Below are 21,055 nucleotides of genomic sequence, written 5' to 3'. Positions count from 1 at the left end.
GGGTAGGAGGCTGCTGCGCAGCCTCCTAGCGCCAACGCCCTCGCTTCGCGAGGGCGTTCAACCGCGCGCTTCACGCGCAGTGCCAAAAAGAATTCCCTCCGCTCCGCTTCGGGAATGCTTGGGGCTTCGCCCCAAGCTCAACAGGCAAGTCGCTTCGCTCTCTTGCCTGTTGAGCTTCCGGCTTCGCCTCCAGCTCTATAGCCCGCTAACGCGGGCTCAGCTATCAAGAAGGGCGGGTGCTTCCTTTGGCGAAAAGTTTCTGGGTTTCCTGATTTGGGGCTCATGCCTCTCTTGGGTCGGGAAGCTGGCGTGACGCTCGCGGATCCCGTTCCCCTGCGGCTGTCGGGAGGGGGTCGTCTGTCGATGTGTCAGGAGTCGTGTGTCCGAGCAAGAAGATGGTCTCGCCCCAGCCCGCACCACCGATGCGGGCTGGGGCCAGGTACGAACTCTGGCCCGCCGGATCCTCGTCGCCCGGTTGGGCGACTGGCGTCAGCCACTGCCCCACCGCGTGCCACCGCAGCAGGTCTACGACTGAACGCATCCATCTGCACCTCGCCGAGCATGTTCACCTGTACGCCGGCAGCCGTCTCCGCGATCCTCCCCACGGCGCGGGGACGGCCTCGCTTTCCCGCCGGCTTCGGTCACGTCGCCGGGGCTAAGCCATGGCCAGAAGACCCCGCCAGGGCCGTCCGCCCGCGACAGCTCCCCCTTCAACCACGTAGGGGACCGAAAGGCGGCACGCTGATGGCAGCGTAGGGCACTTACGGCAGGGACGCGGGAAGCGCGCCCTCGTCGATCCAGTCACCGTCGAACAGTGATGCCACCAACGCGGCATGTTCCTGGGGTAGTTGGCCGGCCCTGTGCTGCGAACGCGTTTTGGCGAGCCAGGGTCCGATCTTCACGCGCTCGCCGTCAACGGTGATTTCCTCGCGGGCGGTGGGCGCGCGGTACTCACGGTGGAGGAAGAGCTCGAGAATCTGCACGGTCTGGGCGAACGTGCGGCGGGAGCGGCGGCTCATGGTTAGCGGATGGGTCTGCGGGGTGAGGCCGATGTCGGTCAGCAGGAGCCGCTGTCGAGGGGCGAGGCTGCTCCAGCCGGTGAGCTGGCGGTGGAGCCAGCTGCCGATCTTCACCGTGTCAAGGACGGTGTGGCGTTCGAGGGCTGCCGGGTCGTTCCCGGCGGCCAGGTGCGTGCGCAGCAGGTGGTACTTGCGGTGCCAGTCCGGGCCGTGCGGCAACTGCCAGTCCGGGTCAATGGCTGTGAGTGCGGCGGCGCGGGCCGGGTCGAGTCCGCGGCGTGCGGCCAGGGAGCGTTGTTCGGCGAGCCAGGCGCCGGTGGGGGTGGTGGCGGGGGCGGCGAGGTGGCCGTGGGCGCGGTGGTAGTCGGTGGCGGCGGTGATCTGGGCGCGCCAGGCGGCGTCGTGTTTGTCCCAGATCATGTCCAGCGCGTCGAGTTCGGCGGCCCAGGCGGCGTCCAGGCGGCCAGCGGTGCGGGCGTCGCGCATGGCGGTGATGAAGCTGCCGAGGGCGTAGCCGTAGGGGTCGGTGTAGTCGGCGGGGACGTCGAGGTGGTGGTGGGTGTCGTGGTAGGCCTGGGCGGCAGCGAGTCCGGCGCGGCGGGAGCGGGAGACGGCGGTGTCGTGGGGGTTGAAGGAGGTGAGGTCGAGGGCGCGGGCGACGTGCTCGGGGTGGACGGTGAAGTCGAAGTGCCAGCGGTGCTGGATGAGGTCGCTGATCTCTTTGGGGAGGCGGTTGGCTTTGCCTGGGAGGCGTTCGAGGATGCGGTGGTCGTGGCTGGCTAGGGCGGTGCTGATGGCCCAGACGGGTTCGTAGGCGGTGCCGAGGATGTCGCTGGGGTCGGTGCCCGGGGGGATGTAGACGGGGATGACCAGGCTGGCGATCTTGCCGCTGACGGACAGGCGCAGGGCGCGGCCGAGGGCCTGGACGCAGCGGATGACGCTGCGGGTGGGGTCGGCGAAGACGATTGCGTCGACGCTGGGGATGTCGACGCCTTCTGCGATGACTTTGGCGTTGGTCAGGATGGCGCAGGAGGATGCGGCGAACTGGGCGAAGGTGTCCGCGCGTTGCGCGGAGGGCATGTCGCCGTGGACGAAGAAGACGCGCGGGTCGATGTCGGGGCGCAGGTCGGCGTGGGAGCGCAGGCGTCGCAGGGTGTGGGGCAGTTCGCGGGCGAAGCGTTTGGCGTCCTCGACCAGGTTGAAGTAGACCAGCACGCGGCGCTGTTGGTGGGTGGTCATGGCTTTGAGGACGGCCAGGTGCAGGGCGGTGGTGCGCAGGGCCTCGTCGGTAGCGGGCTGTTGGTCCGTGGTGGTGCCGGGGGCGGGCAGGTTGAGGCGGGCGCGGAGGTCGTCGTCGGTGAGGGTGGGGACAATGATCCGGTAGTCCGCGACCCGGCCGTCCTCGATCGCTCGGGCGAGGGGGTATTCGAAGATCTTCTTGCCGTAGACGGCGGGGTTGTCCATGGAGTTGGCGCGGGCCTCGCTCCCCTCCCCCGCTGTGAGCAGGCGGCCGCGGGGGCGGGAGAGGCTCGCAGACTCGGCCAGGTCAGGTGCGGCGAAGATGCGTGGGGTGGCGGTCATATAGAGGCGGCGGTCGGCACGGATGCGCGTGGTGTCGTGGACCGCGGCCCATTTCTTGTCGGACCGGCCGGCGATCCGGTGGGCCTCGTCCATCACGGCCAGGTCGAAGGGCGGGACCTGGTGTGAGGTGTGCTGGGTGTTCTCGATCTTGTCGAGGGAGTCGTAGGTGCACACCACTGTCAGGCCGGGAAGCGCTTTGGGTCCCGTGCCGACGGCGGCAAGCAGGGAGGCGAGGAGGCGGTAGTCGGTGACGGAGGCGACGCGCGCTTGGGCCAGGGCGTCGTGGGCGGCTGCGTCCATGGAGGAGACGATGACGAGGGGTTCACGGTGGCCGTCGCGGCGCAGTGCCAGGGCGGTCTGTGCAGCCAGGTCGAGCGTGGGGACAACAAACAACAGTCGGCGCGCCAGCTGACGGGCGGCGCGGCTGGCGACGAGGGTTTTGCCGGTGCCGGTCGCGGCCACGTACGAGCCGCGGGTGCCTGGACGGCTGAGGTGCTTGAGGATCCTGCGGAGGGCCTCTTGCTGATCCTCATACAGGGATACCGGTTTGGGGTGCCGCCCACGGCGTGAGGGCAGGTCCAGCCCCAGAGTGTGCAGGTCCTGGGCGGTGAGCGGCTGCGGCTCAGCCGCCGGGGGCAGGGACGGTTCCAAGGAAGTCTCCGGGCGATGCGTTGCAGGCCGGTAGCGGCAGGCGCCATCCGATTCTGTCAGTCCTGCCCTTCCGTCATGGCTGTCCCTCCCGCACAGCGCCTGCGGCTCCGTCGCTGGCCCGGGGTCAGGGGGTCTGAGGTGCGGGCGCCGGGGGCTGGGAGGGCACGGTGTGCGTGACAGCGGGCGTGGTCTGCGCGGCCAGTTTGCGGTAGCCGGTAGCGGTGATGGTGTGCCAGGACAGGTAGAAGCCGACAGCGGCCAGGGCTCCCAGGACGGTTGCCGTGGCGAGGAGCAGGGGTCGGTGCTCCACGGGGTAGCGCCACAGTGCGAGATCGGTGGCCAAGGTGAACAGGATGCTGTTGAGCATCCAGCCGCGGCAGATCCTCAGGCGGGAGCGTGCGTAGTCGGCACGGGCGGCCAGGGCAGGAATCTCGGCGAGTTTGAGGCGGGCCTGGGCATAGGCGGCGGTTGTGGGAAAGGACTGGCTGCGCAGGCGGCGGCGGACGGCGGCCAGGACGGTGTCGGCGGCGCGGTCGATCAGAATGCCCAGGGCGTAGGCGCATGCGAGGGCTGCGCCGGCCGCGAGGGGCGTGCCCGCCGCAGGGGCCAGTCGGCGGGTGTTGTCGGCGCCGGCGATGGCCGCGGCCAGGATGCCCAGGCCGGTGAGGAAGCCGATGCCGACAACGAGGACCTCGACGAACATGGCGGTGGCGGCCACGACACCGGAAGGTTCGGGCTGCGGCGGTCGGGTCACAGGTCTATCCCCCAAATTTCTGCCAGGTCATAGAGCATGGTGTCGGCGAACGCGCTCTCGTTCCACAGGTCCCGCAGGGTGAAGCTGTCGTAGTCGAGACGCTCGAAGATGATCAGACTTTCCGGCTGCGAGGCCAAGATGTAGCGGCCGTCCTCGAGGAAGTGGTCGCTGGTCGGGCCGAACCTGACGTAGTCGCGGGTCAACCGGTCCCGGTAGCGCTCGGCGAACTCGAACAGTCGGTAGTTGTATCCGCTGATGTCGTCGGGGATCACTTGCTGGAGTACGTCGATGACCTCATGGGAGAGCTCCCGGTCGAAGGAGTGCTGGGCAAACGTGCGGTAGATGCGTTCTGCTTCGACGAAAAGCCTGTTGCCGCGGGTGAAATCGGGATGTTGATCCAACACCTCCATCACCCGCCCGATCTCTGCGTCGTACAGCTCTACCAGGGCAAATGCACGGTACAGCGCACGACTGACATCGGAGGGGATCCGCAGGTTGCCGGGGGGCTTGTAGGCGAGGCGGTGGTAGTCGTTGGCCCAGACGTCGACGACGGGGGTGCGGATCTGGATCTCGCACTCGTATGGTTGGCCGTCCGGGTCCGTGTAGTCACCGACGGCCGGGACCTGGACATGGAGTCGGGGGTACTCGAAGCGGTCTTCGCGGCCCGGCAGCATGCGGCGGTAGTCCTGGACGGCCTCGTCGCCGACCCCGAAGGCGTCCTTGACCAGGCCGAGAGCCGGATCGAACAGGCCGGGATGGCGTACCGTGATCCGCACTCCCACCTTGTCGGTGACTTGTTTCCAGGGATCCGTGTAGCCCTTGCGGTGGATCTTGGCGACGTAGCGCCCTACGTCTTTGACGCGCTGGGAGACGACGCAGTCGAACTGGTCGCGGACGGCGCGCCGGCGTATGTGGTCGGCGGTGCACCGGGCGGCTTCCTTGATGCGGGGTTCTTCCGCCACGTAGCGGTGGAAGGCCTCATTGACCGTCAGTGTCACGGCTGTCTTCCACCGGGCTGGTGACGGTCGTCTGTGCGGCCGGGCTCGGCTTCTTGCTGCGTCCGCCGGGCGGTGAAAAGCCCTGGGTGTTGGTGACTTCGCCCGTCACGGTGGCCGTGGTGCGGCCGTCCGCCAGAGCCTCGAACGTCACGGTCTCCTCCACCGCGTCCAGAGGGGCGACGAGGAAGGCGCCACTGGAGAAATCGACTCGCATCTTCTGCAGGCGCGGCTCGATCAGCTCCGTGTCCTTGACGAAGGTCTGCTCTGGGATGCCGTTCTCGGACAAGTGCGCCAAAAACTCCCTCCTGTGATCTCCTTTCAGGTTCCGGTCGGTGAACTCACGGGGGTTGATGGTCTCCGGGGTGCTTTGCAGCTCTGAGAGAATCGCCATGGTGTAGTCGATGCGGGCTTGGGCGTCCGCCGGCTCGCTCAGGCGGCTGTTGACCCACTTGAGCGCGACGTCGTGGAACCTGCCGGTCACCTCGGCCGGGTCTTCCGTGAACGTGCAGCCCAGGAAGTCGTGTAGGAAGAAGCCGGCCATGCGCCGGGTGGAGCGCTGCCGGTCGGCGGCCCATCCCTGCAGCATGTCCTCCTTGGCGCCGTCGGCGGTGAACAGCGCCAGCTTGAAGACGTTGGCCTTCTCCGTGAACAGCAGGTCGGCGTAGAACTGGACGTCGAAAGTCCGCTTGCCCTCTTCCCCGACGCGCCGGGCCTGCATGCCGGTCTCCTGCTCCAGCTTCACCAGCAGCAGGGCGCGTTGCCGGGCCAGCTGGACCTGGGCGACCACCAGCAGCCCGCGGGAGTTGGAGCCAGTCTGGCAGTCCTGGAGGTGGCGAGCCAGGTGGCCGGAGACCTCGACAAGATCTTGTTCTTCGGCCATGAAGTCCCGCACCCAGTCCGGGAGCGGGGACTTGGGCTCGGGGTCCTCCGTCACTGAACAGGCATGAGTATTCAAGATCTTGACCAGCCGCTTTTCCAGTGCGCTTTGGACCTTGTCCGAGAGCGGGCTGGCCTCGTCGCTGAGCTCGACCGTGTAGCTCCTGGGATCTTTCTTCAGCCGGGTGGGCACCGAATGCACGATGGTCTGCTTGATGACGAGTTCACCAAAATCCGTACGCATTTCTACCTCGGTGTAGGGCCAGGCGCGCCCCCGATCTGGGGGGCGCCGGGGAGAACCGCGGACGCGCATCCCGGACGGGTCGCTGCGGAAGAAGAAGGGGCGCTCGTCTGGAACACCCCCGGGGAGCGTCGTGCACGGCAGGCTCCCCCCGGCCGTGTTGCTTACGCTCTGTCATGGGTGAGCGTAGTGGCTGATAATGGCTCGTGTCCCCCAAGTCATATCCGTGTGACTTATTTTGCATGCGTGGTACTTGAGCGGTTCCGTCCGGTCCGGGCGCGAACAAGGCGGGCTTTACGGGCAAGTTGATGGGTCGTTACGGCGCGGACGTGCGGCCTAACTTGGCCTGTCTGCGGCAGTGTGCCGGAACGTGCCGGTTTTCATGTCCCTGATCCCGGCGGCCAGCTACCGAGCCGGGGTTTCTGCGTTCGTGAAGCGGCCGAAGCTCGGGCACCAGCACGTCGTGGCCGGTGCTGTTGCGCGCACCCGCCGGTGCGTCGCGTGTGTCTGGTGGGAGGATGGCGATGCGCAGGGCTCCGGTGGGGGCCTGGCAGCCCGTCCCTCGATGGGGCCGTCCTCGGAGACGCCGTCGACGCAGAACAGAGCGGCCTTGTAGATCTTGTTGTGCTCGGTCACCAGAAGGTCGGCGAAGTAGCTCATGTCGAAGGTGCGTTTGCCGTTGACGAGGACGTCCTGGGCCCGGAGGCCGCCTTCTTGTTCCAGTTTGACGATGAGGAGCGCCCGCTTGCCGGCAAGGCGGGCGGTCGCCACGAGGAGGAGCCCGGCCGAGCTGCTTTTCCCCTTCTGGCTGTCCCAGAGCAGTTCGGCAAGGTCGACGGAGACGTCCACCAGGCCACGTTCCTGGGTGAGGTACTCGTACACGCGGTCCGGCAGGTTCGATTTCTTGACCTCGATCTCTTCCACGGCCGGGCGCCCGTGTGAGGCGAGCACACCGCGGAAGTTGGCCTGGATCTTGGCACGTACGTCTTCGCTGAGCTTACACACCATGGCGAGGGCCGCGGCAGGACTGGCGGAACCTTAGGGCTGGGATGAGCCCGGCGTGCCGACGGTGATGTCGGCGAGCAGTGCGGGCAGGAGGTCCTCCTCGTACACGGGCACGGAATGCTCCCGCATCACGGACACCAGGCTCGCATCCCAGGGAGCATCCGATGCCTGCAGGTGCAGGGTTTCGGTGCCCCCGGGGACAGCCGTGAGGTAGTCGGCCGCGCTCATCCGCCACGCGACCGCGGCCGGTGCGGCAGCGAGGAGAGCGCGCATGTGCGCCAGTCCGGCCTGATCGAAGTCGGCGCGGACGGCGATGTGCCAGCCGGCGTCCGACAGCGCGCCGACGGCTTCGCATTCCAGCTGTGAGGGTGTGCCGGCCGTGCAGATCACCCGTGGTGTGGTGGCCGTGTCCTGGGCCAGGGCGTGGGTGCTCGCCGCGGCGAGCACGGACGGGTTCTCCGTGACGAAGACCCACGTGCCGGGGATCTCGGGACGTTCCCATGCGATCTTGGCGAGTTCTCTGGGCGGCAGGGTGAAGGTCGCGCCGGGCGGTATCCGCCATCCTCGGGGTGTGATTCCAGTGATGATGAGTCCGCCGAGCAGGTCGTCGCAGTCCACTCCGAGTCGGGCCCAGCTGGAGCGCACCGTGCTCGCGGAGGATCCGGTCAGGGCGAGGACGAGCGCGGGCAGGGCTCCGCTGTCCAGTGCGTGGGGGTTGCCCGGCACCAGCGTGCGGCGGTCGATGCGCCGGCCGGGTGGAGGCAGGCTGCCGGCGACCTGCAGCGCCTGGGCGAGCAGCGCAGCGGGATCCGGTGTGTTGAGCAGTCGGGTGATCCATCCGGCGCTGTGCAGTCGGCTGAAGACGGTGTCCGTTCCCACGCGTTCCCGCACATGGTGGGGCAGGCCGGTAACGGCGCTGTCGAGTTGTGCACGGAGCCGGTCGGATGCGGCTGTGTGCTTGGCTCGGCTGCGGGCTTTTGCTGCCAGGCGGCGGGTGGTGGCGTGGGCGGCGATGGCGCCGGGGGTGAGTGAGGGGCCGCGTGTGGCCAACGCCGCGGTCAGTTCCTCCAGGCGGACGCGGCGCCGCTGGCCGGGCTCCAGCGGGCGTCCGCCGATGAGGCCGGCTGCTGCCGCGCGCTCGGCTGGCGAGGCCGGCACCGTCACGGTGACCGCGGGGCCTGCGGTGAGGGTCTCGTCCCCGCGCCGGTCGGCTACCGCTGCCAGGGCCAGCCACAGCCAGGTGAGTTGGGGGATGAGCAGCGGAGCCAGATCGGCGTCCGCGCAGGCGTCGTCGCACAGCGGGCAGCTCATGCGGTCCCTCCGGCGTGCAGTGCGGGATCGGTGTCCTCCGGCAGGGCCTGGCCTGTCCGGATCAGCATGGGGAAGGCGACGACGGTGCCGTCGGCACCAGCTTCGAGGTCATGGGCATCGATGCCGTCCCACGCACCGGGTGCGCCGTCCCACAGGTAGGAGGTGCACAGGACGTCCAGGTCGAGTTCGGCGAGGTAGCGGGCCAGTCCTTCGCGTCCGCGTTCGTCGACCTCGGCGGGGACTTCGTCGAGCGGGACCAGGCGCAGGCCGGTGCTCGGAAAACGGTCGTAGCTGGCGGCGATGGCGGCGAGCATGGGGGCCAGGACAACCAGGCGACGTTCGCCGCCGGACAGGCCGGTGCGCGGGCCCCATTGGCCGGTGGCGGGTGTGCCGTCGGGGCCGGGGCGTTCCACGAGGTAGTGGACGTCGACCCAGCTGCGGATGTCGACTGCCGCGGCAAGGCGCTCTGCCATGGTGGAGCCGTCGGCGGCGGCCAGCAGGGACTGCAGTGCCTGTCCGACCTGTTCCTTCTGCGCGTCGGTGCGCACGGCGTCGCCGATCGTGCAGGACAGCTTGTACACGGTGCGGGTGGCGGCGTCGAGGTCGGCCCGCAGGCTGATGTGGACCTGGACGCCGACTCCGGAGGATGCCTGGGCTGCGCGCATCTTGCGGTTGACCGTCTTCTTCCAGTCCGTCAGGGCCGTCCAGGCGGTTCCGATGGCGGCGGGCAGGCGACCGATGACGAAGTCGCGCAGCGCTGCGGCTTCCGCGGCGTCGAGGGCGGCTTTGGCCCGGTCGGCGAGGGTCTGCGCGCGGACGGCGGCGGAGAGGGGGTCGTAGCGCGTTTCGGCGTGGGTGAGGACGAAGGTGTCGAGTTCTCCGATGCTGGCGGGCGGGTCGTCGCGTGCGATGGTCCAGGTCTGGGCGAGTTCGGCGCGGACGGTGTCGTAGCGTTCGCCGAGAATCTTCTTGGAGGAGGTGGGGCGGCGGCCGAGCAGACCTTCGACGATGTTGAGGAGTTCGGAGCTGTCGGCGCCGACCGTGGGGAGAGCGGGATCGACACCGAGGGCATGGGCAAGCGGGGGCCAGGCGAGCAGCGCCGCCAGATGTGCCCGTGTGGCCGTCTGGCCGGGGCGTGCTTCGTTGAGTCGCTGTCGGGCCGTGACGAGGTTGCTCTCGCAGGTGCTGAGCTGCTTCTCGGCGGTGACGGCGTGCTGTTGGGCGAAGGAGAGCTGCCGTTGGAGTTCCTTAGCCCGGTCGGTGGCCTCTTCGAAGCGGCGTGCTGCGTCCTCGGCGTCGCCGTGGGACTGCGCCTCGGTGAGTTCGGCGCGGGTCTCGAGGACCGTGGTGTGCGCGCTACGGGCGTCGTGCTGGAGGTCGGCAAGTCGCTCGGCGAGGGTGGCTTCGTCGGGCAGTATCTGCAGGACGCGCCCGAGCCTGGGCAGCAGCCGCGCGGACAGCGTGGTTGCGCAACCGTCGAGCGTGTCGGCGCGCGTTCGGCCGTCCTCGACCATGTCGGCCAGGGCGGCGGGGTCGGCGGGCATGCCCAGACTTCGGGCCCGGGCCGTCCAGTCGGTGCGCATGCGGATGTGCTCGGCCGCCATGTCGTCCGCGCACTGCCGCAGTTGCCGTGCGGTGCCCTGGCGCTCGTGTGCCGCCTTGGCGGTACGGGCGCGCTCGGCCTCGGTGTTGACCAGTTCGTCCCGCGGGGGGAATGTCTGGGCTTCGCTGCGGGCGGCATCACGTTGCCGGCGTCGCTCTCCGGCGGCGTGCCGCTCGGCCTCGGCGTCGGCTTCGAGTTCGTCGGCGGCCGCGTCCAGCTCGTCGGCTTTGGCGCGTGCCCTGGCCAGGCGGGTGCGGGCGCCGATATGCGAGGCGGCAGGGATCGTGCTGCCATCGGCGCGCAGCGCGGCGGCGGGATCACCTGTGAGGGGGCCGGCGGTGAAGGTGCCGTCGCGTCCGATGACGAGAACTGCCGGGTCGTGGTGGCCGGTGGCGGTGTCGGCCAGGGCGATGCGTGCCAGCACAGCCCGGGCGAGAGCAGCGTGCGGGTGGCCGGGCACAACGTCCAGGACGGTGGTCAGGTTCTGCTCGCAGACTGTGCCTGTGGGGCTGATGCGCCAGGCGTCAGTGGTGGCTCCGCCGGCGTGCAGGTGGGCCCCGAGGATTCCGGAGCGGGCGAGTGCCAGTTCCAGGAGTGCCTTTTGTTCGTCTGCGGCCTCGGGGGCGGGCTGCCATTCGAGCAGTGCGCCGAGGGCGGTGTCGTCCAGGCCCGCCCCGGCCCAGGACGGGCGGGGCAGCGGCAGCAGCTGTCCGGAGCGCAGGTGACGGGCCCCGTTGCGGTGCTGTGCGGCGGTGGTGTCGAGGCCGGCTGCGGTGGCGAGGTGGTGTTTGGCGGCGTTTTCGTGGACGGCTGCGAGGGATTCACCGGTGCGCCGTGCCTGGTCGGCCCATGCGTTGAGCTGGTCGCGGACTGCGGCGGGTTCGGCGGTGGTGAGGGCGTCGATGTCCTCGGTGTCCCATACCGGCTGCTCGTCCCAGGCAAGATCCGCCTCGTCGTGCAGGCCGCGCAGGTGAGGATGCGCCGGGGCCCATAGGGCGACGTCGGCGAGTACCTGGCGGGCAGCCGAGCGAGCTGCTGCGGTGGCCCGGTCGTGGGCCTGGCTGGCCTCGTCATAGGCACTCTCGGCGGTGGCTGCTGCCTGGTCGGCGCTCTGGGCTGCCGTGTCGGCTGTGGCGACGGGGTCGTGGTCGCGCAGGATGAGTGCGGCCCTGTCGGCTGTGGCCCTCTGTCCCTGGGCTGTGCTCGTCCAGGCGCGGGCGAGTTGGTCGAGACCGGTGCGGTCATGGGTGAGGGTCAGGCCGGGGCCCGGGTCGACGACGCGGTCGGCGACAGGACGGGTAATCCGGGCGCGGGGGTGGTGGGCGAGCAGGGTCTCCACCGCCACCGGGCGGGCGCCGGCGGCCTCCGCGTCGGCGGCAAGGCCGGCGAGGTCGCTGATGACGTCGTCGAGAGCTCCCTGGCCAGCCTTGGTCTGCGTGCGGGCCTGCTCGGCGGTGGAGCGGAGCCGGTCGTAGCTGCTGGTGGCCGCGCTCTGTTCGGCCTTGAGCCGCTTGTGCAGGTCCATGACGCGTCCGTGGGACCGGTAGGCGTCGCTGGTCTCGATGGCGCGCGCAGACGCCTCCGCCGCGCGGGTATCGTCACCGAGGCGCTGGGCGTCTGCTCCGGCCTGCTCGGCAGCGGCCTTCGCCGTCTCGAGCAGGCCGATGTGCTTTTGGACGTCGCGGCCTCGCTCGGCGGCGGCGTCGTGGGCCTGGTGTGCGGCCGTGTGGGCGGCGCGGGTGACGTCGATGACATGCCCGGTCCAGACGCGGGCGAACTCGTTCAGGAGTGTGGCGGCGTGCTCGTCTCGTTCGAACACCTCGCGGGTGGTGTCGGATTCGGCGAGGGCCTCGGCGGTCGCGGTGAGGACGTCACCGGACACGCCCGGCAGCGACTGGCGCAGCGCGTCGGCGGCTACGGCCGGGGAAACGTCGCCCAGCAGGGTTGGATTGCGCACCTCCCGCAGCCGTGAGGCGAGCAGACGCAGTTCGCCGGGGGTGGTGCTCCAGATGCGGTGGGCCAGGTCCTCGATGTAGTCCTCGGGCTCGGCGAAGACCTCTCCCCCCGCGGCCTCGACGCGTGCGGAGAACTCTTCATGTTCCAGTGCGCCGCCGTTGGGCCCGCGCAGGCCCAGCTCCTTCAGCGGCCGGCCGGGCACGGTGAACGGGATGACGCGCACGGCCGGGGTGGAGCTGGGTGAGTACTGCAGCCGGACCCCGAAACTGACGACCTGGCTGAGGGCTGCCGTTTCGTTTGGTGTGCTCTGTGCTGGTTCGCCGGACGGGGCGGCGAAGGTCAGCCACAGGTATCCGTAGCGGCGGCCCTTGGCGGGGGCTCCTTGGCTCATCAGGAGCTTCAGGGTGGTGGGGCGTGCTTTGCCGGCGGCGAGTTTGGCGGCGTTGAGGTCGAGCAGGTAGGGCCACAGGGCCTCCAGCGCGGTCGTCTTGCCGGTGCCGTTGGGCCCGCGCAGCAGCAGACGCCCCGATGCCGCGGGCAGATCCAGGTCGCCGTAGCGCCACACGTTCGACAGTCCGGCACCCACCAGGCGCCAGCGGCCGCCGAACCTGCGGGTGTTGCCAGACGGCGGGGGCGCCGGGGGCGCGGTGAAGTCCAGGTCGAAGATGTCACTCACGATGTGGGCTCCTCCATGTTGTCTTCGGCCTCGATGTCGCTGAACAGTCCCTGCTGGAGCGGGGTGTGCGGGCGCGGGTGTGCTGGGGTGGCGCGGGGTGTGCGGGCGCGGGAGCGGCCGGTTTTGGGGGCCGCGGTGCCCTCTTCCGCCCAGCGGCCCGAGGTGGGGGCGAACCACCACATCGATGTGGTCTCCTCGCCTGCGGGCGGGCTGGCGGGGGTGAGACGGGCCAGGTTGGTGCCGGTCAGCAGGTCACCGACCTTGCCGGCCAGCAGAAGGGGGTCGTGGGCGTATTCGGTTCCCCAGCCGCCTTTGCCGGCGCCATTGTTGCTGGCGAATCCCGTCAGCGCCGCCACCACCTGTTCCTCGGTCATGCCGCGCCAGCCGGGCCCGGGACCGTTGCCGGCGGTGCCGTGCAGTGCGGCGTGGTCGAGCAGGAGCAGCGTGGCGTGTGCGACAGTGCCCGGTGCGGGGAAAGGCATCGGGCCGAGCTCGTTCAAGTGCCGGTATGACTCGTCGGGTACGACGAACGCGGCGCCTTCCGCGCGGCGTTCCAGGACGAGTCCGAAGGCGTCGGCCAGGGGGCCGCCGTCGTCGCCGCGTACGCGCTGGCTCAGCCACTGTGCCTCGGCTTCGTCCAGCAGCGCGGTGTGTACGCAGGTGTCGTCCACGAGGGCGCGGCGCATCCGGCGGGCCGCGTCCGGTTCGCGCTGTGCCTGCTCAAGCCATGCGTGTGGGTCGGTGGCCGGATCGAGGGTGCCGGGGTTGGCGACGACGTAGGCCAGGCGGGTGTGGTGGACGGCGAGGAGGACCGGGGCCTGTTCGTCGTGCAGGTATCCCTCCAGGTCACCGTCGAGGCGTTCGACGACGCCGCGTTCATCGAGCATGCGCAGCGCGGCCAGGACGGCGCGGCGCTCTGCCATGTCGTGGTGGGTGGGCAGTCCGGCTTCTGCGGCAGCGGCGCGGGCTTGGGTGACCAGGTGTCCGATGGCGGTGCGCGGCGGCATCGACTCGGCGGCTGCCAGCAGAAGGAAGAACCAGGAGCAGGCAGCCGGCGTGGGGCCCTGGGGTGCCCAGGCTTGGGGGCGTGGCGGAGGGCTTTTCCGCAGCCGTACCAGGTCGCGTTCGACGACCAGTACCCATCCCAGCCGGGCCACGGCGGAGCGCAGCGCAGGTTCGTTGCGGCGGACGGCGGCGATGAGTTCGTCGTCGCGTCCGCCGACCAGCCAGGGGTGGGCTGCCAGGTGGCGCAGCAGGGCCGCTGTTTCCGCGTCGGCCTCGGGATGCCACGCGCGGCGCCGCCGCGGCGGCCTGGTCCTGTGCGTCTGGGCTTCGGTCTCCTCGCTCATGCTGCGCCTTCCTCCAGGGTGGCGGCACCGGTCTCGTCGGCTGGGTCGGAGACGAGATACGGGGCGATGCGCAGCATGGCGCGCTCCGAGATGTCGTCCTGTGTGGTGGCGTCCGCGAGGGCGGCGAGGGCTGCGGCGGAGGGGCGGCGGCCGGGCTGGTGGAACACAGGGATGCGGCCGGGCAGGAGCACCTGCCAGGCGGGGGCGTTCAGGGTGCCGGTGCCGGTGCCGGTATGGACGAGGGTGCAGGCAAGTCCCCCGCTGGTGCCGGTGCGGCGCGGGCCCCGCGCAGTGGCCCGGGCGGCCGCCATGAGAGCGGCGAGCGCGACGCGTGCGACGGTCTCGTCCAGGTGCTGTCCGGGGGTGGAGGCCAGGACCGCGGCAACAGCATGTGTGTGCTCGGCCTGGCGACGTGCCCGGGCCTGGGCCACCTGTGCTTTGACGGCTGTGTCGTCGCGGGGTGCGGTGCCTCTACCCCGGGGGCCGGAGCGGCCTGCGGTGCGCAGCAGTGTCGGCACCGGCACCTGCGGTCCGCCTCGCCAGGAGGGGTTGCGGCCGGCGTCGTCTTCGTCAGCTTGGCCGTAGAGCTTGCGCCAGGAGTGGTCGCCCACCGCAGCCTGGAAGATCTGCACACCGATCTCCGGTGTCAGCACGGCCCGGGCGAGGGCCAAGGCTCGGGTGCGGGTGGAGGCGGTGCCCGAGGAGGAGTGCAGCCGACGCAAGTTGGCATGCATGCCCGGCAGCGCCCGCACCAGGCGCAGCGAGAACCGGGCGGCGCGTCCGGTGCGGGCGTCGAACCAGGCGCACAGTCCATCCCAGTCTTCCGTGCGGCCTCCTCGTGAGGCGCTGAGCGCACCGGCGGCGATGAGGTCCCGAGCCTGGGAGGCATCGACGGCCGCTTGCGCCAGGGTGCCGAACCACGGTCGCAGCACCGCCAGTGCCGCAGCCGCCCGCGCTGAACCGGAGTCGAGTTCGGCCGCCACGCGGGTGGCATAGTCGACGAGCAATCCTTTGAGGTCGTTCGTGCGTTCCTCGTCCAGGTCGAATCGGTCGGCCAGCCCTATCAGCGCATCCTCGGCACCGACCAGGGCGGCGTCGAGATCATCGTGGCTGGTGAACACGATGCTCACTGCGTCCAGGGTTGCGGCGTCCAGGCGGCCGGCACCAGGCTCCACCGCGCCCAGCACCGTGGCGAGTTGGTCCAGGTGGGAGACGATGCGGCTCAGTGAGACGATCGGGATTTCCCGCACGGTCGCCGTCCCTGCCAGCACCTGGCGGTAGAAGCGCTGGACGTGCCGGCCTGCGGGGCTTGCGGTGTAGCGCCAGTTCCGGGCAAGGATCTCGGCATACCGGCGTGCGTGGCTGACGTCCGACCGGACCGAAACCGCGCGCATGGCCTTCAGCTCGTCGAGGCGCTTCTCGACCACACTCGTTTCGATACGCAGTCCGGCTGCCGACAGCGCTGCGGCAACTTCAGCGACCGTCAGGTCGGTCACCGACCCCTCCAGCACATCCATGATCGCGATGTAGTCGCCGGACTCCCGCCGCACCAGGTACCCCACGACTTGCCGTGCATCGGACACACCGTCGTCTACGGCGGGCGTCATTTCTTCTGCTGTCACCACTCCCCCATCCGCGATGCCAAGGAGCCGCACGTCCCGGGCCTCGTTTTGGAAAGTAGACGCCACCACTGACAGTCCTCTCGGAAAAGAGTGAATTCGAGGCGCTTGCCCTACCGCACGTGACTCGAATGCATCGCCTCCCCCTCAGACGGAGACGATCAAGGGCCGGTACCGGCCAGCATCCACCCCGCTCGCTTCCGCAGAAGAGCTTTGACCTGCGTTGATAGCTGCCATGCCAGGCGGAGTGATCATGTTCGGCATGACACGCGCGCAGGAGGCTTCGCGACCTCGGGACTCCGAGTCACCGCACGGTATTCAGCCATATTGCCCGGGGAAGCAGCCAGCCCTAAAGATGAATGGCCGCGAGCAGTTTCCACGCCCAAAATTCGATAAAGCGTTCGATCAATCCGGGGTTCGGCTCTCTTTTCTCCTTGCCGGGCAGACTTCGGCGAAGTCCTCCAATGCCGTTTCGTGATCAGGTGAGGGCGGGGACTGCGGCGGACGGCGTTGACTTGGGCGTTAGGGCGATGTCGGACGGCGTTGTTGGTGACTTCGGTGTTGCGGACGGTCGCCGGTGGCTGGCTGGCCCTGGGCGAACGTCGCTAAACCACACCCCATCAGGCGGCGAAGCCTACGTTCGTGCAGTACTCGTACTGGCCCGACTGGGGCCCGGAGCCAACGACCTGCTCGATCCAGGCGTCACCCATGGCTCTGTTGCCCCTGGCGGCCCAGGCGTCGATGATGCGGCCCCAGTGGCGGATGTTGAGGGTGCGGAACTCCGGGACCCGCTGCAGGGGACACGGATTCCCGTGCCGCGCGCGAGGGTCCACTGCAGGTCTCCCGAGTCCGGGCAGGCATGCCATGACCCCAGCAATCCTGTTCTCGCCAACTGGTCGAGCGGGCTGGCCAGTTCCGCGGGCTGGGTACCGCAGGCGCGCGCCATCTGCTCGAGGTCACCCAGGCCAGTACCGAATTCCGGGTCCGTGTGAACCGCGAGGTACACGCTCGCCAGCCGGGGCAGCGGCCCGATAGCTCGTACGGCAGAGGAGGAACTGGCGCGCAGCGCCCAGTCCGCGGCACGTCTTCGGTCGGGGCGGGCTGGAGCTTGGCCGAGCAGCGCGAGATCAAGGAGTTCAGCGGCGATCTCGTTGGCTGCACCCCCGGGGACCGTCCGCAGCCATCGCGCGTGCTCCAGCTCACGCCACGGTCCCGAGGCTGTGTCGAGGCGGAGGCTGCGCAGTACGCCCTTGGACAGCCGGATTCGCATGTGGGTATTCATCCGCAGTGCGCACTGCAGTGCCAGCAGGCGTGCGGCAGCCGAGGTGCTCTCTGGGAGTGCAGCGGCGAGGTAGCTGAGCATTTCGCGGACCCGGATCCGCTCCCCCGGCCCCTTGGGACGTCTGCGCTGCCGAGCGGTCGCCGGTGGCTGCGGCGCCCGGGCGAGGGCGGTGTCCGGTACGACGGCGGCCCGTGCTGTCACAGCGGCGCAGGCACTGCAGGCGTCGGCGAGCCGCCACAGCCGTCCGCCGCGTTCGCAAGCGAGGAGAAGGCGGATAGGGCCGGCGCAACCGCGGTGACGGGGGTGCCAACGGCAGCCGCATTCGCGGCACTGGCAGATCCGCAGGTGCGGGGGACGCAGATCACCGCGTACGTGCCGGGCGAGGTGGGCCAGGGCAGTCGAACGAGCAGAGACCGCGGTGATCGGGGTGATGCCGTGCGGGCAGTGCCGGCAGATGAGAACGAGCCCGCCGGCGTGCGAGCGCAGTTCCACGGTCCAGGCGCGTGGCGTCGCCGGACATGCTGTGCGCAGCCTCATGGACGCGTGTTCCTCCGGTTGCTTCCGCCCTGTTCCCGCGCTTGGGGTGCGGGTGCGGCCGCCACCGTAGTGCAGACTTCTGCACTCTCGCGGCTGCCGTCACCTGGGAAAATAGGGCAGAGGTCTGCACTGACAGGGCAGGGGTCTGCACCGTCGGATGGACGGGTGACGATCTTGCCGCCCGATCCGGACCTCGACGCGCTGCGGTTGGAGCTCGCGCGCCTGCGAGCCGCGCGCGGGTGGACCTACGACGAGCTCGCCGCCCGCAGCGGCCTGGCCAGACGCACCGTCATCGAGATCGAGCAGGGCCGCACCGTCGGCACCCTGAAGACCTGGCACGCCCTTGCCCACACCCTGGGCACCCCGTTCGACGAGCTCTTCGCGACACTGTGCCGCGGGCATGACCTGCCCGGGCCGAGCGGGGACTGACAGCCCGCCCGGGCGGCTGCCGCAGATCACCCAATCCGGCGAGCCCCTCCCGAACACACGGTCGGCTACTCGTACTTCCGTTTCATCGAGTGAGGCCGAGTGGGCGATCCGGCGGCAGCGCTGCCACGGGTTCGGCGTGTCGGCTGGCAGGTTCGCGCGCATGCACTGCCCATCTCCCACACCCCGTCATCGGAACACCAGCCCGGTCCCCGCTCACCGCATGCGCCGCTCCTTGCAGATCGCTCCCGGCAGCGCCAGCCGATTGCTGCGCTGCGGCCAAAGCGGCCGGTGCCACGACTGCGGCAACCCGATCGAGTGGTACCACCGCAGCGATCAGCACCCGGTCCGTCTGCACCCGCACGAACTGCCCGCCGCCCAGGTGCCCGAAGCCTGCCGCTGGCACGTCAGCTCCGGCGTCGCGCACCCGGCCGGAGACGGCAGCAGTTGGTGCCGTCTGCCGCACGCCGTCCTCTGCCCCGCCCGCGACGCGCCCCCGCCTCCCCCCGGGCTGGCGGGGCTGCGCCGGTCGCTGGCCGTGCTCTCCCGCCGCCTGATCGACGCCGGCATCTTCACCCCTCCCCCGGCCTCACCGCCCAGCCAGACGCCTGAAGCGGTCATCTGCCGCCCGGCCCGGCCCATCGTGCAGCTGCTGTACGTCCGCTACCTCGCGTCCCGCCCGGTGGACGAGATCCAGTGCGTCGCTCAGACCCGGCACCGCCACCGCTGCGCCAGTCCCGTGCTCATCTCCTGCGCCCCGGGCGGCGTCTGGACGCTCATGCCAGCCACTGCGGAAGGCGGTCAACTGGCTCTGCCCGCTGACGTCATGGCCGTCTACGACCTCGGTCCCCTCCCCTATGCCGAGCAGCTGCGCTGGCGCGCCCAGCGCTGTGCGCAGCACGCCGCTTCGTCTACGGCTGCCGACCTGGCGGTGGCCGAGTGGGAGCCTTTCGAACCGTTGCGCCACCACGAGCACGTCCACAGCCGTCTGCCTGCCGCTGCCCACCGCCGTCCCGGGCCTGCCGCACGGGACGGGGTGCAGCCGTGATTGCGCACCATGCCGTCGAGATCATTCTGACCAGGACCGCCACCTCCGGCGAGCTCCGGCATGCGCGCAGCAGTGTGCCTGTAGCCGCGAACGCGGACCGCACCCGGCTGATGGCGGTCCACGGCGCACGCAGCCCCGGCGGCGCCCTGCATGCGCTGCGGCGCCGACTGGGCACTCGGTTGCCGATCGACGTCCTGACCACGCACTACCCGGACCGGCACGGTCAGGTGTTGCTCAACGTGGCACTCCCCCACACCGCCGACCAAGCCCTGCGCCAGGCGGCGGCCGCCACTGGGGCAGCGGCCCCAGGACGTTCTGCGACGCCGTGTGAACGAGGCTCTTGCCCAGGACGAGCGGGACCGCGCCCAACTCCTGACGATCCGACTCGAGGGTCTGCTCGCGCACCACACGCCCGAAGAAGTCCTGACCAGCGTGGCCAGCCTCCTGCACAGCCGTCAGCACCGCCACACGCCGGCGCCGTAACACCCGCGCCCTTGCAGCACACCGGCGCAGGCCGCTGCAGCCGCCCTGCCCTTTCGGTCTCTCTTCTCTATCGCGGAGCCTTTGTTGCCCACGCCCACTGATGAACAAGTGCACGCCGCCGACGCCTTCCGCGCCGGTCACCACCTCGTCCTGCAAGCCGGCGCCGGCACGGGCAAGACCACCACCCTTGCCCTGCTCGCCGCCGCCACCCAGCGCCGCGGCCGCTACCTCGCCTTCAACAAAAGCATCGCCCTCGACGCCGCGGCGCGCTTCCCCCGTACCGTGCAATGCAAGACCGCCCATGCCACCGCCTACGCGGCCCTCGGCCACCGCTACACCCACCGCCTCAACAGCCCCCGCCAGAGCGCCTGGAAAACCGGCCGGGCACTCGGCATCACCCGCCCCGTCCGCATCGGCGAACACGAGATCACCGCCAGGTCGCTGTCCAACACCGTGCTGCGCACGGTCACCCGCTTCTGCTACTCCGCCGACCACTCCCTCGACCGCCACCACGTCCCGCCGCTGCGCCGCCTGGGAACACCCGCCGAACAGGCACAGTTCACCGAAGCGGTCCTTCCGTTCGCCCACCGTGCCTGGGCGGACCTGCACAACCCCGATCACGGGGTGGTGCGCTTCGAGCACGACCACTACCTGAAAATGTGGGCCCTCACCGAACCATGGATCGACGCGGACTTCCTGCTTCTCGACGAGGCCCAGGACACCAACCCCGTCCTGGAACAAGTCTTCTCCACCCAGCGCGACCACGCGCAGCTCGTCATGGTCGGCGACTCCGCCCAGGCCATCTACGGCTGGCGCGGTGCCCGCGACGTGATGACCGGCTTCGACGCCACGCACCTGACCCTCACACGCTCCTTCCGCTTCGGTCCCCTGATCGCGGAGCAGGCCAACCGGTGGCTGGAGCTCGCGGACGCTCCCATCCGCCTGACCGGCACCGACACCATCCCCACCACGGTCGGGGACCTCGACTGTCCGGACGCGGTGCTGTGCCGCACCAACATCGGCGCCATGACCGAAGTCATGCGCCTGCTCACCGACGGCCGGCGCGTCGCCCTGGCCCGCGGCGCACAGGCGCTGGCCGCGCTGGCACTCGCCGCCCGCGACCTCAAAGAGGGCCGCGCCACCGCCCATCCCGAGCTCGTTCTCTTCCGCTCCTGGGGCGAGCTGCAGGAGTACGCCGAACACGACCCCGCCGGACGTGACCTGCAGCCCTTCGTCAATCTCGTCGACACGCACGGGCCCGACGCCATCCTCGCCGCGATCAACCAGCTCACCGACGAGACAGACGCCGACGTCACCGTCTCCACCGCGCACACCGCCAAAGGCCGCGAATGGCCCACCGTGCGCATCGCCGACGACTTCCCCCCGCCCAAAGACACCGACCAGCACGACGCCCATGGCCGCCCCATCCCCGAACCCGTCAACGACACCGACGCCCGCCTCGCCTACGTCGCCGTCACCCGCAGCCGCCACCACCTCGACCTCGGCGGCCTCTCATGGATCAACACCCACCTCCCCCCATTTCCTGCCGCCTGAAACAACACCTGCGTCACGGATCTGGCGGTGGAGTTCGAGACGGTGGTCAGTCCCGGCCGGCATGTGACGCTGCCGCAGGGACAGAG

Annotated in this window: 14 protein-coding genes; 4 read left to right on the top strand and 10 right to left on the bottom strand. The window is 70.0% G+C overall.

Annotated elements, in window-relative coordinates; all coding sequences use genetic code 11:
* The first annotated feature begins 379 nt into the window (after nt 1–379).
* Nucleotides 380–535, top strand: coding sequence for a hypothetical protein (locus tag ACFC09_RS42185; RefSeq protein ID WP_376537801.1), 156 nt, complete (start codon nt 380–382; stop codon nt 533–535).
* A 226-nt stretch (nt 536–761) separates the two neighbouring features.
* Here the strand turns inward: ACFC09_RS42185 and ACFC09_RS42180 are convergent, their stop codons facing one another.
* From ACFC09_RS42180 to ACFC09_RS42135, 10 genes are all read right to left on the bottom strand, one after another.
* Nucleotides 762–3,251, bottom strand: coding sequence for a Helicase associated domain protein (locus ACFC09_RS42180; RefSeq protein WP_376537799.1), 2,490 nt, complete (start codon nt 3,249–3,251; stop codon nt 762–764).
* 124 nt (nt 3,252–3,375) lie between these two features.
* Nucleotides 3,376–4,005 carry a hypothetical protein gene (locus ACFC09_RS42175; protein WP_099171022.1) on the bottom strand — a complete coding sequence of 210 codons (630 nt, stop codon included), beginning with the start codon at nt 4,003–4,005 and terminating at the stop codon, nt 3,376–3,378.
* A complete protein-coding gene (locus tag ACFC09_RS42170; RefSeq protein WP_328336026.1) occupies nt 4,002–5,003 on the bottom strand; it encodes a RelA/SpoT domain-containing protein in 1,002 nt (333 codons plus the stop codon). The genes ACFC09_RS42175 and ACFC09_RS42170 overlap by 4 nt, the downstream gene beginning before the upstream one ends.
* Nucleotides 4,984–6,123, bottom strand: a complete 1,140-nt coding sequence (locus ACFC09_RS42165; RefSeq protein ID WP_351746347.1) for a nucleoid-associated protein — start codon at nt 6,121–6,123, stop codon at nt 4,984–4,986. Before ACFC09_RS42165 ends, ACFC09_RS42170 begins: the two co-directional genes overlap by 20 nt.
* A 402-nt stretch (nt 6,124–6,525) precedes the next feature.
* Complete coding sequence (locus ACFC09_RS42160; protein ID WP_376537796.1) at nt 6,526–7,044, bottom strand: hypothetical protein; 519 nt, start codon at nt 7,042–7,044, stop codon at nt 6,526–6,528.
* A 114-nt stretch (nt 7,045–7,158) separates the two neighbouring features.
* A complete protein-coding gene (locus ACFC09_RS42155; protein WP_376537794.1) occupies nt 7,159–8,436 on the bottom strand; it encodes a DUF2399 domain-containing protein in 1,278 nt (425 codons plus the stop codon).
* Nucleotides 8,433–12,671 carry an SbcC/MukB-like Walker B domain-containing protein gene (locus tag ACFC09_RS42150; protein ID WP_376537792.1) on the bottom strand — a complete coding sequence of 1,413 codons (4,239 nt, stop codon included), beginning with the start codon at nt 12,669–12,671 and terminating at the stop codon, nt 8,433–8,435. Before ACFC09_RS42150 ends, ACFC09_RS42155 begins: the two co-directional genes overlap by 4 nt.
* Nucleotides 12,668–14,020, bottom strand: coding sequence for a DUF2398 family protein (locus ACFC09_RS42145; protein WP_376537790.1), 1,353 nt, complete (start codon nt 14,018–14,020; stop codon nt 12,668–12,670). Before ACFC09_RS42145 ends, ACFC09_RS42150 begins: the two co-directional genes overlap by 4 nt.
* Nucleotides 14,017–15,627 carry a DUF2397 family protein gene (locus ACFC09_RS42140; RefSeq protein WP_376537788.1) on the bottom strand — a complete coding sequence of 537 codons (1,611 nt, stop codon included), beginning with the start codon at nt 15,625–15,627 and terminating at the stop codon, nt 14,017–14,019. The genes ACFC09_RS42145 and ACFC09_RS42140 overlap by 4 nt, the downstream gene beginning before the upstream one ends.
* Nucleotides 15,628–16,259: 632 nt before the next feature.
* Entirely contained in the window at nt 16,260–16,472 is a 213-nt protein-coding gene (locus tag ACFC09_RS42135) for a hypothetical protein (protein WP_376537786.1), read from the bottom strand.
* Nucleotides 16,473–17,623: 1,151 nt separating this feature from the next.
* Here ACFC09_RS42135 and ACFC09_RS42130 point away from each other — a divergent pair.
* From ACFC09_RS42130 to ACFC09_RS42120, 3 genes are all read left to right on the top strand, one after another.
* Nucleotides 17,624–17,887, top strand: coding sequence for a helix-turn-helix transcriptional regulator (locus ACFC09_RS42130; protein ID WP_191892057.1), 264 nt, complete (start codon nt 17,624–17,626; stop codon nt 17,885–17,887).
* Between the two features lie 220 nt (nt 17,888–18,107).
* Nucleotides 18,108–18,932 (top strand): DUF6083 domain-containing protein, encoded by an 825-nt coding sequence (locus tag ACFC09_RS42125; protein ID WP_376537784.1) that lies wholly within the window; start codon nt 18,108–18,110, stop codon nt 18,930–18,932.
* Between the two features lie 567 nt (nt 18,933–19,499).
* The gene (locus ACFC09_RS42120; protein WP_376537782.1) at nt 19,500–20,969 is read left to right on the top strand and encodes a UvrD-helicase domain-containing protein; all 1,470 of its coding nucleotides are present in this window, start codon (nt 19,500–19,502) and stop codon (nt 20,967–20,969) included.
* Nucleotides 20,970–21,055: the final 86 nt, after the last annotated feature.

It is taken from the genome of Streptomyces sp. NPDC056161 (assembly GCF_042268025.1).
Taxonomy (GTDB): Bacteria; Actinomycetota; Actinomycetes; order Streptomycetales; family Streptomycetaceae; genus Streptomyces.
Note: the sequence above shows the minus strand (reverse complement) of the source record. Positions and strands in the feature narration are given on the sequence as shown.